Here is a 14,343-nt window from a genome sequence, read left to right on the forward strand (position 1 = left end):
TTTGCTTCGTTATGAATGACAGTTTAAAATAACTGATAAAATAAAATTACCCCGAAATTGACTTTCGGGGTATTATTTTTCAGGAAATTGATTAGAAATTAATCTTTTTTTCTAACGGTTCTCTGTTCGATTCTTTTTTCAAATTTTTCTCCCTGGAAAATTCTTTGGATCATAATTCCCGGAATGTGAATCTGGTTTGGGTCTAGTTCTCCCGGTGCAACCAGTTCCTCCACTTCAGCGATCGTTATTTTTCCTGCTCCTGCCATCGGATGATTGAAATTTCTTGCCGAACCTTTGAAAATAAGGTTTCCTGCATGGTCACCTTTCCAGGCTTTTACGATGGAGTAATCTGCTTCGTAAGCGTGCTCTAAAATATGAGGTTTTCCCTTGAAATTTTTTACTTCCTTACCTTCCGCTACTTCAGTTCCGAAACCTGCAGGCGTATAAAAAGCAGGAATTCCCGCTTGTGCCGCTCTGCATTTTTCCGCTAAAGTTCCCTGCGGAGTCAGTTCTACCTCTAATTCTCCCGAAAGCATCTGTCTTTCGAACTCAGCGTTTTCTCCAACGTAAGAAGAAATCATTTTCTTGATTTGTCTTTTGTGAAGTAATAATCCCAATCCGAAATCATCGACTCCTGCGTTGTTTGAAATACAAGTTAAGTCTTTTACATCACTCTCTACCAAAGCATTAATTGAATTTTCAGGAATTCCGCAAAGTCCGAATCCGCCCAGCATTAAGGTCATTCCGTCTTTGATTCCTTCGATTGCTTCGACCGCATTTTTTACTCTTTTATCTATCATTTTTAAGTATAAAATTTGAAGGTCTTAAATTAGTATTTTTATTCGAAATTGAAAATGTTTTTATTTCCCACAGATTTCACGGATTTCCACAGATTTTAATTGAATTAGTTTAAATAATTCTTCACGCAGATTGTCATGCTGTAAGCATCTCCTCCTAGATTCAGTATGAAAATATATCATGTCATCTTTGATAATTAATATCGAAAGAAAAACGAATTTTGTTTTGCGTGAGCGATGGTAGTGAAAATCCTTTTGTCTTGGCGGCGGCTTTGCCGCCGCCAAGACAAAAGATTGTAGCGGACGTAGCGACCCGAGATGTGGGTATTGCGATTGAGAGGGACACGCCCAAAATATAAGTAATGGATAATGAGCAATTTACAACAATGGATTGTTTGTAAATATTTTAATAATAATATTTGCTATATTGATTTTTAATTGTATTTTTGCAATCTGTTATTCAACCTCTAGCGATAGACGCGTAAGTTGCTTAGCTTTAAACATTTTTATATTATTAATAATGGATTTATTAAAGTACGTACAAGACCAGTACATTACAAAAAAAGAATTCCCTGAATTTAAAGCAGGAGACACAATTACTGTGTATTACGAGATTAAAGAAGGTCAAAAAACGAGAACTCAGTTTTTCAAAGGAACCGTAATCCAATTGAGAGGAACTGGTGCTACAAAAACTTTCACTATCAGAAAAATGTCTGGTGATGTAGGTGTAGAAAGAGTTTTCCCTATCAACATGCCGGCTTTGCAAAAAATTGAAGTTGACAGAAGAGGTAAAGTTAGAAGATCTAGAATCTATTACTTCAGAGATCTTAGAGGTAAAAAGGCTAGAATTAAAGACGTTCCTTACAAGAAGTAATTCAGACAACAACACATACGAAAAGAGGCTTTCTATTTTAGAGAGCCTCTTTTTATTTTTGGTATTTTCCAATTTGCATTTTGATAGGATTTTATCTTATTATTTAGAAGAGCGTTCCTTTGGGACTTATCGTGGAAGTATTTTTAAATAATTTATTTTTAACCACCCCGTCAAAAATTTCTGTGAAATTTTCGCCACCCCTCCAATGGAGGGGAATTTTGAAAGTGTGCAAAACACGAGTGTTTTATTTCCAGTATTATAAACTTCCCACCTCACTTCAAACTTTCATCCTACTTAATAAAATCATACAAAGCACTCCAGAATTTATCATAAACTTCGATGTGCGGAAGGTGACCTACGTTTTCTAATTCTACGAGTTTTGAACCTGTAATCTCTCTTTGGGTTTTCTTACCAAGTTCTTGATATTGTCCCATTGTCGGCTGAATTTCTTTTGGAGCACGGTCTTTTCCGATGGCAGTTCTGTCTCTTGTTCCGATGATCAGTAAGGTCGGTGCTTTAATGTTTTTAAATTCATAAACAACTGGCTGATTAAAAATAATATCACTTGTTAATGCAGCATTCCAGGCAACTTGGGGATAATCTTTGTGTAAAGTCCAACCTGCGATTAAGTCAAGCCAGGGTTGATATTCTGATTTCCATTTGTTATCGTAATAAAATTTCAGCTGGTAATTTTTATAGGTTTCTGCAGTGTTTTTTAATTCAGACTGATACGCCTCATCGACCGTCTGATATTTTGCTAAAGTTTTATAATCTTCTAATCCGATTGGATTTTCAAGAATTAATTTTTCTACGGTTTCGGGATACATTAAAGTGAATCTTGTCGCAACCATCCCACCCATCGAATGTCCTAAAACAATGACTTTATTGATTTTTAGTTCATCTAAAATCGCTTTGGTGTTATCTGCCAATTGTGCAAAAGAGAACTGATAATTTTGAGGTTTTGAAGATTTCCCAAAGCCAATCTGATCCGGAATTATCACTCTGAAACCTTTGTCTGAAAGATCTTTTGCTGTTTTTTCCCAATACGCTCCATTAAAATTTTTCCCGTGAAGAAGCATAATGGTTTTCCCATTGGATTTTTTCGGATTAACATCCATATATGCCATTTTCAGGATTTGTTTCTGAGAATTCAAATCTTTAAAATGAACTTCAAAAGGATATTGGTAGTTAGAAAGTGTTGCGTCTAAAGGTTTTATCTGTGAAAAAGCTAAAGCTGATGTGATGGTTAGTGAAATTCCGGTGATTATATTTTTGAAATGGTTCATGAAAATTGAATTTAGATATAAATTTAAAAAAACCGCTTCAAAAGAAACGGTTTTGGGTGTTATTTATAATTTAATTATGATTGTTGTTATTAATTTTTAAACGCAAAGTTCGCTAAGATTTTTCTTTAATGTGTTTGAAAATATTTCCGTTCGCAAAGGCGTTTCACTCAGCAAAGACCGCAATATTTTCTAATTTAAATTTTAACATTGGCTCTAAGAAATTTCTTGAGGAATCAGTTTTTCTTTTTTGGAAGGTAAATTCATCAAGACGATTGCCATTAAAATCAGAATAATTCCAATCCATTGAATAAGGATTACTTTTTCACTTAAAAGAACAAAAGCCATTGTTACGGAAACCGGAAGTTCAAGTGATGAAATAATGCTTCCCAATCCCAAACCTGTATTTGGAAATCCTAAATTGAATAAAATCGGCGGAAGAACAGTTCCGAATAGTGACAGTATAAAACCATACGACCAAAAAATTGAGTAATCAAAAGGTCTTATGTGTTCGGTGTTTTCAGTGAAATTTAAATAAAATGACTTTAAAGTTTCAGAATGCAACGGTCCGATCTGGGCAAAAAACAAGAACAGCATTACGATTACAGAACCGCCTGTAAGCATAATGATACTTTTTCTGAGAACCGGTAAATGTGTTGCCAAAGTATTGGATGTAAACATCGTCATCGTAAATGATGCTGCAGCCATTAATCCCCAAAAGATTCCGTGTCCGTCTAATTTCACTTCCAGATTGATGAGATTAGTAGCTAAAACCGTTCCGAGTAAAACGACTAAAGTTGCCACTACTTTTTTGGTATTCGGAAATTTTTTAGTGATAAAACTTTCTACCACCACACTGAACCAAACGGATTGCATTAACAATACAATCGCAATAGAAACAGCAATATACTGAACTGCAATGTAATAAAACAAACTTGTACAACCCAAAGAAGTTCCTGCCAACAAGAGCATTCTGAATTCTTTACGGCTTGGTGATGATAATCTTTTTTTTGAGGTAATGGTCTGAATGAAATTTAAAACCAAAAGTCCGATCAAACCCAATACAAACTGAGAGGTTGTAACTTCTGATGTTGTAAAACCGTCTTTGTATGCCATTTTCACAAAGGTTGCAAGCATTCCGTAGATACTTGCACCCAAACCAACAAACAATACTCCTTTAAAAATATTTTTCTTCTTCATAAATTTTTTCACGGCCGGCAAAGTTACAACATATTATTTTAAAAATCAGATAACTGTGTAATAACAAAAATCACCTTAGAAATTCTAAAGTGATTTTATAATTATGAAATTTAGATGATTATTTTTTTACTATAATTTTTGTGGAGGAATCAATTCCGATACCCTGAATTTTCACAATATATACTCCGTTCTCAAAGTCTTTGGTAGAAACCGGAATTCTTGCATCCTGTGAAGATCTGTTTTCAGAAAGCACTAATTTTCCGGAGATATCGTAAATCTGCAGATGAAGACTTCCAATCGTAAAATCTTTTAAATAAATAAAAAATTCATCTTTTGCCGGATTCGGATAAATTGATATTAAATTTTTATCCGGCTGAACATTTGAATTTCCGTCGGTACAGTCTTTAGGAATCGAAAAATCTTCTACCTGATCATTGATATTCATTTTATTTCCCGGCAAAGCATTTAATCCTAAACCTCTTCTGGCAAAGGTTTTCCAGATCATACAACGGTCTTCTCCTTTGGTTGTGAGCATTTCAGCAGATAAAATTGCATTTCGTCCGTCGATAAATGTAGGGTTACAAGTCTGTAATTTTAAGGCATCGGTTACCAATTGTAAAACTCTTGCACTTCCGCTGTTTATGCTTGAAGTCACATCTGAAGAATAGCCGTATTTTGCAGCATATTGCCAATGCAGATCCCAAAGCATTGATGCCCAAATAAAACCAATTCTGTGCACATCGGGAACAATTTCGCCATCTTCCTCAATTTCCATTCCGTTGGTATCACCGTAAGTGTAATTATTAATTGAAAAATCAGGGGAATATTTTGTAGGTCTGAATCCTGCTCCGCTTACAGATTGTCCGCTTGCATAAGTTCCGATACTTCTTGGAACACTCGCATCATCGCCCGGTTTATTTGTAAGCATTAAAGCAAAAAAATCTGACCAGCCTTCTCCCATTTGCTCTTTGCTTGCAGATTTTAAAAGACAGGTATAGCCATTTCCTGTCAATCTATTGGAGATTCCGTGTCCGTATTCGTGAGTAATAATTCCGTTGTCAAAACTTCCGTCTGGTGTTAGTGCAGTTGCCGGATCACTTTTTAAAGTTACATTTACAGTTAACGAATTATTGAGCTGGGTTTTAATAAATTCACCTTCGTCATTGGTAATTAAAACTGAAGGAATTGTAATTGTAGTATCTGTTCCGCCCATTGAAGAAGGAAAATTTGCAGCAGTCGGATTATTGTAAATAATTGCCGCAACAGCTCCTGCAGCTTGAGCGTTTTTCACTTTAGAAGCGAATGTACAGTTTGTTACACCTCCTCTTTCAATCAAGCCTATTTTTCCTGCTAAAGAACCTGAAGGTAAATCCGAACAGCCATCAATCACAGAGGCTAAAACAACATCTCCAGTGACTCCGGTTCCGTTGAGTTGCGGGCCAAATTGTGCAGAACTTGCCTGTGGAATTCTCGGAATTGCTGTAATGGGCGCATTATAAAAGAAATACCTGTTTACAGTCGACCAGAGATACATTTGCATCAAAGGTCTGTTTCCGTCGGAAGGAGTTGTGAAATTGGCGTTATTCAAACCACCACCATCCTGGGCTTCTGCCAAAACATAATCGTTTCCAATCCCTCCTTTTCCGAAATTATTTTGCTGAAAATTTCTGGCGGATTCTGTAAATCCGAATTTGTAGAAAATATCGTGTACTTTATTATTAATATAAAAAAGATTCGTGATGGCTGCGTTTCTGTTGAAAGTAGGAGTTCCGTTTATCGAAAATGGAAAATCAAAATTTCTTGCAGCACCACCATCAGGAGAAAAACCGGGCAAATTTTTATCTGCTGTATCTTCATAAGCATACACATTGTTTCCTCTTGTGATCGTATAATTTGCAGCTCCTGTCGAGTGCCATCCTTCAGGTGACGAACTTAAAATCCATGGATTTGAAACAACAGATCGACTTCCGAAAGTTGGCGCTTCCACTGGCAATGGAAAAACATTATAACTTGCGTTATCTGCTAACTTAAAAAAATTATCCTGAATATTTTGAGGTTTTATAATATCACCCGATCCTCTTGAATAGGCATCTGAATGAAAATTACAGGATATATTTAAATTTTCTTTCGAAATAATCTTGCCCGAATTAGCATCCACTAAAACATTCCAATAGTTTGGAGAATCAGGTTCCTGCAAAGAAAATTCATAAGCAAGTTTTAAATCTGAATTTAATTCCCAGAAAACCAATCTCTGCTTAACGAAATTTTTATAACCTGAGTCATGGGAAGAACTTTCTAAAATCTGAAAATCTGCTATTTCATTTTTATTTAAAGCAAGAGCAATATTTTCAAGTGCTTTTTCTTTATTTATTGCAGTTGTTAATGATGCCGAAGAATTATAATCTTTAATGAATGAATCTGAGTAGTAAAGAACTTTATTGTCTTTTATCAAAGCTGTTCCGACGGCATTGTACACAGGATAGCCTTTAAATTTTTGTTGAATTTTTACAATATCTCCGTTTAAGGATTCAGATTTATCAACATTATCTATTTCAAAATCTCTGAGATCAGATTTTTTGAAGCTCTGATTAAGTTTTGTCGAGATATAATTTTGTAAAACTCTTTTGTGATCCTGAGAAAACGCCGATAGTGGTAATAAAGCAAAAACAAGAAGTAAGATCTGACTTCTTTTAAATTTTACGTGCAAAATAAAGTTTCTGATCATGGTTATCGTATTACTTTATAAAATTAAGAGATTTTGTGCAATATATTCTCCTTTACTATTAAAAAAAGCTGCCTTATAGGTAAGACAGCTTTCATTATTAGTACTTAAAAAGTTTTATTTGCTTATAATCACTTTTGAAGTTGTGTCGATTCCTAAACCTTTTACTTTTACTAGATAAGTTCCGTTGATTAATTTATCAGTAGAAATTGCCTTTTTCGATTCCGGAGAAACTTTACTTTCTGTTGAAACCAATTTTCCTGACATATCGTAAATTTCAACATTTACTTTTCCTAAAGTATTGCTAGGGAAATTGATATAGAATTCATTCTTCGCCGGATTTGGATAAATTGAAATTCCAACATTTTTAACATTGTTTGTCTCTGATGTAGAAAGTAAACAATCGGCAGGAACTGTAAAATCCTGAACCTGATCATTTATGCTAGTTTTAAGTCCTGCAGATGCATTCACACCTAATCCTCTTTTCGCAAAAGTTCTCCAGATCATGCATCGGTCTGCACCATTTGTTTTTGCCAATTCTGCAGCCAAAATTGCATTTCTACCGTCTACAAATGTAGGATTACATGCCTGTAGCTTTAAAGCATCGGTTACTAATTGCAGCACTCTCGCGCTTCCGCTCGTCGTATTTGCAGTAACATCAGAAGCATAGCCATATTTTGCAACATATTCCCAATTAAGATCCCAAAGCATCGTTGCCCATACAAAGCCAATTGAATGTACATCCGGAACTATGGCAGAACCATTGTTGTATTCCATACCATTGGTATCGGTATAAGTATAATCATTAATCGTGAAATCGGGTGAATATTTTGCAGGTCTGATTCCGCCTCCTGTTATAGACTGACCGATAGGATAAGTTCCCATTCCTCTTGGTACAGAAGCATTATCTCCTGGTTTATTGGTAAGCATTAATGCAAAAAAATCTGACCAACCTTCTCCCATCTGCTCTCTACTTGCTCCTGCATTTAAACAATTATATCCCGTTCCCGTTAATCTGTTTGAAATACCGTGGCCGTACTCATGAGTAACAATACCATTATCAAAACTTCCGTCATACTTAGCGTCTACTCTCAGATCAACATTTACCGGAATATTTGAAGACAGTTTTGTTTTGATATACTCTCCTTCAGCATTGGTAATCAGAATAGAAGGAATTGTGATTGTAGTATCTGTTCCGCCCATATTTCCTAAATTAGAACCATTCGTCGTATCATTATAAACAATAACTCCAATTGCTCCTGCATTTTGTGCGTTTTTTACTTTAACAGAAAAAGCACAATTTGTACCACCACCTCTTTCAATCAGTCCAATTTTTCCTATAAATTCTCCAGCCGGGAATGCTGTGCAACCAGTAATATTGCTGGCAAATTTTACTTCTCCGGTAACTCCGACATCATTAAGACCAGGCCCAAACTGAGCCTGCCCTCCAATCACAGTACGAGATACAGCATCCGTAGGCGCATTGTAAAACAATACTTTATTTGACCCTAACCAAAGATACATCTGCATCACCGGATTATAATTATCCGGATAAGGAGCAAAATTAGCATTATTGTAACCTCCTCCATCTTGAGATTGTGCAAAAACCTCATCATCATCCAATCCACCATTTCCGAAATTGTTGCTCTGGAAGTTTTTGGCAGATTCAGTAAAACCAAATTTATAGAATACATCATGCACCATATTGCTTATGTAAAACAAATTGGTGGTAGATGCAGGTAAATTATTAATTGCTTTCGCACTTGCGCTGTATGGGAAATCAAAATTACGTAATGTACCACCATCTGGAGAGCTTCCAAATGTCGTTTCATCATCATCTTTATCATCATAAGCATACACATTATTTCCTCTTGTAATTGTATAATGTGTTGTTCCGTTAGAATGCCATCCTTCCGGTGAAGAAGCAAGAATCCAAGGATTCGTAACTAAGCTTCGAGATCCGAATGTAGGTGCTTCTATAGGTAATTTGAATACATTATATGAAGCATTATCCGCTATTAGAAGCAAATTTTTATTATCTACAACCGGATAATAATCTTTATTTTGTGGTAAAGCTAAAATCTGCGAGTCATGCGAATAAGCCTCTTCGTGAAAATTACAAGATAAATTCAGGTTTAATTTATTGATTATCTTTCCTGAATGAGCATCAATTACATAATTCCAGTGATTAGAAGTTTTTGGCTCGTGAACTAAATATTCATAAGCAAATTGTAGATTTTCATTTTCATCTATTGCATATACCAATCTTTGTTTAGCAGCAATATGTTTATTTTCTCCTTTCTGAAAAAAATCTAAAATAGGAAGTTCTGAAATTTCACTCTTACCAAGATCTGCCGAAATTTTATCTAATGCTGCTTTTTTATCTAATGAGGCAGTTGCAGGTGATGAAGTCTTATAATCTTTTATAAAATTATCTGTAAAGTAAGTTATATTATTATTCTTAATCAATGTGGTAGCAATTGTACCATATACAGGAAAACCGTTGTAAGTCTGCTGAATCTTTAATATATCACCATTTAATGATTTTGAAGAATCTGTATTTTCTATAATAAATTGATTAAGATCTGATTTTTTATATTCTCTCGACTTATTTTGAGAAATATAATTTTTTATAAGTATTTCATTCGTCTGAGCAAATGATTTTGAAGGCACCGCTGTAAAAACAGCAATAACAAGAGGCAGAATTACTTTTTTCATTTTCACTTTAAAGGCGCAAATGTACAATTAAAACCATAATAAAAATATAATATTTTTACATTATTCATAAAATAAATAAAATAAGAAAATCTAACAGATTACATCAAAATAGTAAATAAAAAAACCACTCTTTCGAGTGGTTCATATTTCAAAAAAGTCTGGTGGATTATTTACCTCCTTCCATTTTCTTTTTCAATTCTGCTAAAGCATCGATATCTCCAAGAGTTGATCTTTCTTCATTACCAGAAGAAGTTACATTTCTAGAAGAAGATTCTTTCACATTTTTCTTCTCTTCGTCTCTGAAGATACCTGTGTGAGAAACAACTACTCTCTTGAATTCTTTGTTGAATTCGATTACTTTGAACTCAGCAGTTTCACCTTTCTTGATTTTAGATCCGTCTTCCTTCTCTAATAATCTTGATGGGCAGAATGCTTCAACTTCAGCATCTTCGAATTGTACAGAAGCTCCTTTATCGTGAACTTCTACAGCAGTTCCTGTGTGTACAGTTCCTTCAGCATATTTAGTTTCGAATGCATCCCAAGGGTTGTCAGTCAATTGCTTGTGACCTAGAGATAATCTTCTAGCCTGGATGTCTAGTTCAAGAACGATAACATCTAATTTGTCACCAACTGCACAGAACTCAGATGGGTGCTTGATTTTCTTAGTCCAAGAAAGATCAGAGATGTAGATTAAACCGTCGATACCTTCTTCTAACTCTACGAATACACCAAAGTTTGTGAAGTTTCTTACAGTTCCTACATGCTTAGATCCTACCGGATATTTAGCTTCGATATTTTCCCATGGATCTTTGCTTAATTGCTTGATACCAAGAGAGATTTTTCTGTCTTCTCTATCTAAAGTAAGTACTTCAGCTTCTACTTCATCACCTACTTTCACAAAATCACCTGCAGATCTTAAGTGAGTAGACCAAGACATTTCAGAAACGTGGATCAATCCTTCTACACCTGGAGCGATTTCTACGAATGCACCATAATCAGCAAGAACTACTACTTTTCCTTTTACTCTGTCACCAACTTTCATATCAGCAGAAAGAGCATCCCAAGGATGAGCTTCTAACTGCTTCATACCCAATTGGATTCTTGTTTTCTCATCATCAAAATCAAGGATAACAACTTTTACAGTCTGTCCGTCCTCAAGGATTTCAGATGGGTGGTTCACTCTAGACCAAGAAAGGTCTGTAATGTGGATCAATCCATCAACACCTCCTAAGTCGATGAATACACCGTAAGAAGTAATATTCTTAACAGTACCTTCAAGAACCTGACCTTTTTCAAGCTGAGCGATGATTTCTTTTTTCTGACCTTCGATATCTGCTTCGATCAATGCTTTGTGAGATACTACTACGTTTTTGAACTCAGGGTTGATTTTCACAACTTTGAATTCCATAGTTTTACCTACGAACTGATCGTAATCTTTAATTGGCTTAACATCAATTTGAGAACCTGGTAAGAATGCTTCGATTCCGTGAACGTCAACGATCATACCTCCTTTAGTTCTAGATTTCACAAAACCGTTAACAATTTCTCCAGTTTCGTGAAGCTCATTTACTTTATCCCAAGCTTTAAGCGTTCTAGCTTTTCTGTGAGATAATTGTAACTGACCTGTTTTGTCTTCTCTTCTGTCTACCATTACTTCAACTTCGTCACCTACACTTAGGCCTTGGTTGTAACGGAATTCGTTAAGAGAAATAACACCTTCAGATTTGAAGTTGATGTCTACGATAGCTTCTTTGTCAGTTAATCTTACAACTTTACCAACTAAAACGTCGTTATCGCTTAGGTTGTTAAGAGATCCGTTGTAGATTTCTTCTAAATCGCTTTTTTCTTTTCTCGCATCTGCATCAAGACCTGATTCGAAAGAATCCCAATCAAATTGTTCTGGTGCTACGTTTTGGTTTAAAATAACCTCTGCTGAATTTGTCTCTTTTGACATTTTCTAATAAAATTTGTATTCCTTCTTTCTTAATGGTTTGAATAAATGTGGATTTAAAAAATATGGAAGTAATTAATTTATAATAATTTAACTTTTCAAACCTTCCCACAAAAAGTGACTGCAAAAGTACGATATTTTTTTATTTTAACAATAAAAATTCAAAAGTTTATTAATTCAATATAATTTCATTTTCAAACCGTCAGTAAAGCAAAAGAGGCTGTCTCCTGAGACAGCCTCACAAAAAAACACAAATCATGTAAAATCTCTAATTCAGAGACTCTACTACCGTAGTACTTAGAGAAATTTTAGATAAAAAATTACTCATATTATCGCAAGGATTTCCATTTTCGTATCTCGCAACTCCTCCATAAACAATTTGTTGTGTAGAAGAATTTGTTGTTGAAGAGATATTTCTGGCCATCACTTTTATTGTATGATTTCCTATACTCAAATCATTCACCACTCCGTTTAGAATAAATTTGTGCCAAGAACAAGTAAATGCTTCTGCCTGCTTATGATACTTTCTCACTACAACCAGCTTATCATCAACAAAAACTCCAATTGCATATTCATAAAACTGGTCTGTACTTTTGTCAAGCTGCGTCATGCCTTCAATTGTAAAAGCCAGAGAATTTTTTGATCTCGAAAACGTTTTTGTATCAGCAATTCCTAAAGAAGTCCAGCCGGATGTTCCAGTTCCCAAAGAAATGGCTCCTGGAGTGAAACCGGTAATTGTAATATTTCCGGGTGAAGAAACAGCACTTACGCTTACCAGATCAAGTTTAGAAACTACATGTTCTTTCGTATAGAGTGCATTCCATTTTCCACTATCAAAATAAGCCACGGTTTGTGGAAGTGTTGAGGTAGAATTTGTATTAAATACAATGTTCCCGTTTTGAGGATTTGCAACAGTTGTAATATCTGTATTGGAAGTCAAGGGAATTCTTGGGTACAAAATTCCTTTTTTATCAGAATCCAGTTTTAAAATAGCACTTTTATCTACAATTGCCTGAGCTTTATCTGTCATCACAACCTGCGAAAACATAAACATGGGAAACAGTATTAAAATAAATAGGTTGATAGATCGTTTCATAATTAATAAGGTAAAGGTTGATTAATTAAAACAATAGCACTTATTTTTGTTTCATCGCTAGAAATATTTGTACAGCCGGCTGCCTTTTGTCCGTAAGAAACTGCCGCAGTTGTTGTGCTTGATCTGTTCATGACCGCCAATCGCAAGGTATGATTACCTATCAAAAGATTATCTTTTAATCCTGTAATAGTAAATTCCTGGAAAGCGCACGTATTATCTACATTCACCGAAGCAGATTTAGATGAAATAAGCTTATCGTCGATAAATATTCCCAGTCCATAAGTTAAATTACTTCCTGCTGATAAAGTATTATTGAGCTGAAGCATTCCTGTGAAAGTAACCACTATGTTATTCACTGGTCTGTCGACCGTAAAATTTAAAGTTGAACCATCGGTGATCTCAAGCCATGGAGAAGACAGTGAACTTCCATTCACGAAAGAAGTAACTGAAGTTGCATCTGAATTATAAACATTTGTAGAAGTTCCCGAATTATAAATTTTTGAATAATATTTTGTGATGCCTAGTAAAAGATTAATATTAGCCGAATTGAAGTAATAGCTCCATCTTGCACCATCCCAATAATAAATTCCTCTTCCACCCGGAAAGCCAGCATTCGTATTGTATATCAGAAGTGATTCTGTAGGTGCGGAAGCCATAAAACTGTAATCTGAAACATTGGAAGGATTAAGAGAAATCTGAGGAAGCATAATTCCTTTATCAGAAGATACCATATCTAATATTGCTGATGAATTCGGCGAACTCGTTCCAATCCCAACCGATCCAGTTTGAGCAAAAATTTTGCTCCAAAAAAAGATCAATATTAAACTAAAAAATAACTTTTCCATTTGTGCTTGTATTTTATCTTACGATTTTTCTGTTAGTTTAATAAACATATTTATCTTAGACATATCTGCATTCACCGAAGAAGTATCTGCAGCCCCTCCAAATCTCCACGAAGAAGCATTGGAGTAATTATTTACTCTCACTGTAACATACGTTTTTATTGTATGATTACCTAAGCTCAGGTTTTTAAACAACGTATTTATTGAGAAGAAATCATATTGATAAGATTTACCGTAATTGGCTGAGTAGTTTCTTACGCCGGCCAATTTGCCATCCACAAAAATCCCTACAGCATAAGTAAAGGTATTGGTTCTGCTTGCAATCGTATTATTAGACTGTACCATGCCTTCCGTAATAACAAAAATACTGTTGTTGCTCTGAGTAATGGTAATATCTTTTGCAAGACCGGGAACTTCAGTCCAGATTGTACCGGGCAATGAGTTTTCTGCATAATTCAATGCTCCGGAAAGAGTTGTGATACTTGTAGGTGACGAGTTTGATGTACTGTAAGAAATTGTTAAGCCTAAAACAGAATAAATATTTCTCGAATCTACCAATTCATTCCATTTATTTCCGTCCCAAAAATTAAAACCTTTTTTACCGTTATAATTATTATAAGCAAGTAAACCTAAGGTCGGAGAACTCACAGGACTAGCAACATTGAGATTAGGAATTGCAAGATTGGGAATAAGAACCCCTTTATTTACCGAAGAAATCTTCAATAAAAGATCATTTTCAACCGTAGTTGTACCTATCCCTACTTGAGCTTGATAATTCTTAAAAAACAGCAAACTATAAGCTGCCATCAATAGAAACTTTTTTTTCATCTTGAATGCATTTGTGTTTATAATCAGGCTTA

General features: G+C 34.9%; 10 protein-coding genes. 1 reads left to right on the forward strand and 9 read right to left on the reverse strand.

Annotated features, from left to right (window positions below):
* Positions 1-98: 98 nt before the first annotated feature.
* Complete coding sequence (locus tag BM371_RS14015; protein ID WP_034678698.1) at positions 99-800, reverse strand: CoA transferase subunit A; 702 nt, start codon at positions 798-800, stop codon at positions 99-101.
* 517 nt (positions 801-1,317) lie between these two features.
* Here BM371_RS14015 and rplS point away from each other — a divergent pair.
* On the forward strand, positions 1,318-1,671 hold the full coding sequence (rplS, locus tag BM371_RS14020) for a 50S ribosomal protein L19 (RefSeq protein ID WP_034678700.1): 354 nt from the start codon (positions 1,318-1,320) through the stop codon (positions 1,669-1,671).
* A gap of 290 nt (positions 1,672-1,961) precedes the next feature.
* Here the strand turns inward: rplS and BM371_RS14025 are convergent, their stop codons facing one another.
* From BM371_RS14025 to BM371_RS14060, 8 genes are all read right to left on the reverse strand, one after another.
* Complete coding sequence (locus BM371_RS14025) at positions 1,962-2,957, reverse strand: alpha/beta fold hydrolase (RefSeq protein ID WP_034678701.1); 996 nt, start codon at positions 2,955-2,957, stop codon at positions 1,962-1,964.
* A gap of 213 nt (positions 2,958-3,170) precedes the next feature.
* The gene (locus tag BM371_RS14030) at positions 3,171-4,154 is read right to left on the reverse strand and encodes an EamA family transporter (RefSeq protein WP_034678703.1); all 984 of its coding nucleotides are present in this window, start codon (positions 4,152-4,154) and stop codon (positions 3,171-3,173) included.
* Between the two features lie 118 nt (positions 4,155-4,272).
* Complete coding sequence (locus BM371_RS14035; protein WP_034678704.1) at positions 4,273-6,879, reverse strand: T9SS-dependent M36 family metallopeptidase; 2,607 nt, start codon at positions 6,877-6,879, stop codon at positions 4,273-4,275.
* 114 nt (positions 6,880-6,993) lie between these two features.
* Positions 6,994-9,594 (reverse strand): T9SS-dependent M36 family metallopeptidase, encoded by a 2,601-nt coding sequence (locus BM371_RS14040; RefSeq protein ID WP_034678705.1) that lies wholly within the window; start codon positions 9,592-9,594, stop codon positions 6,994-6,996.
* 166 nt (positions 9,595-9,760) lie between these two features.
* Complete coding sequence (gene rpsA / locus BM371_RS14045; RefSeq protein ID WP_034678708.1) at positions 9,761-11,548, reverse strand: 30S ribosomal protein S1; 1,788 nt, start codon at positions 11,546-11,548, stop codon at positions 9,761-9,763.
* A gap of 265 nt (positions 11,549-11,813) precedes the next feature.
* Positions 11,814-12,641: a hypothetical protein gene (locus BM371_RS14050; protein WP_131431005.1), complete on the reverse strand. Its 828-nt coding sequence runs from the start codon at positions 12,639-12,641 to the stop codon at positions 11,814-11,816.
* 2 nt (positions 12,642-12,643) lie between these two features.
* Complete coding sequence (locus tag BM371_RS14055; RefSeq protein ID WP_131431007.1) at positions 12,644-13,486, reverse strand: hypothetical protein; 843 nt, start codon at positions 13,484-13,486, stop codon at positions 12,644-12,646.
* Between the two features lie 18 nt (positions 13,487-13,504).
* Positions 13,505-14,311 carry a hypothetical protein gene (locus BM371_RS14060; protein WP_131431009.1) on the reverse strand — a complete coding sequence of 269 codons (807 nt, stop codon included), beginning with the start codon at positions 14,309-14,311 and terminating at the stop codon, positions 13,505-13,507.
* Positions 14,312-14,343: the final 32 nt, after the last annotated feature.

It is taken from the genome of Chryseobacterium formosense (genome assembly GCF_900116415.1).
Classification (GTDB): Bacteria; Bacteroidota; Bacteroidia; order Flavobacteriales; family Weeksellaceae; genus Chryseobacterium; species Chryseobacterium formosense.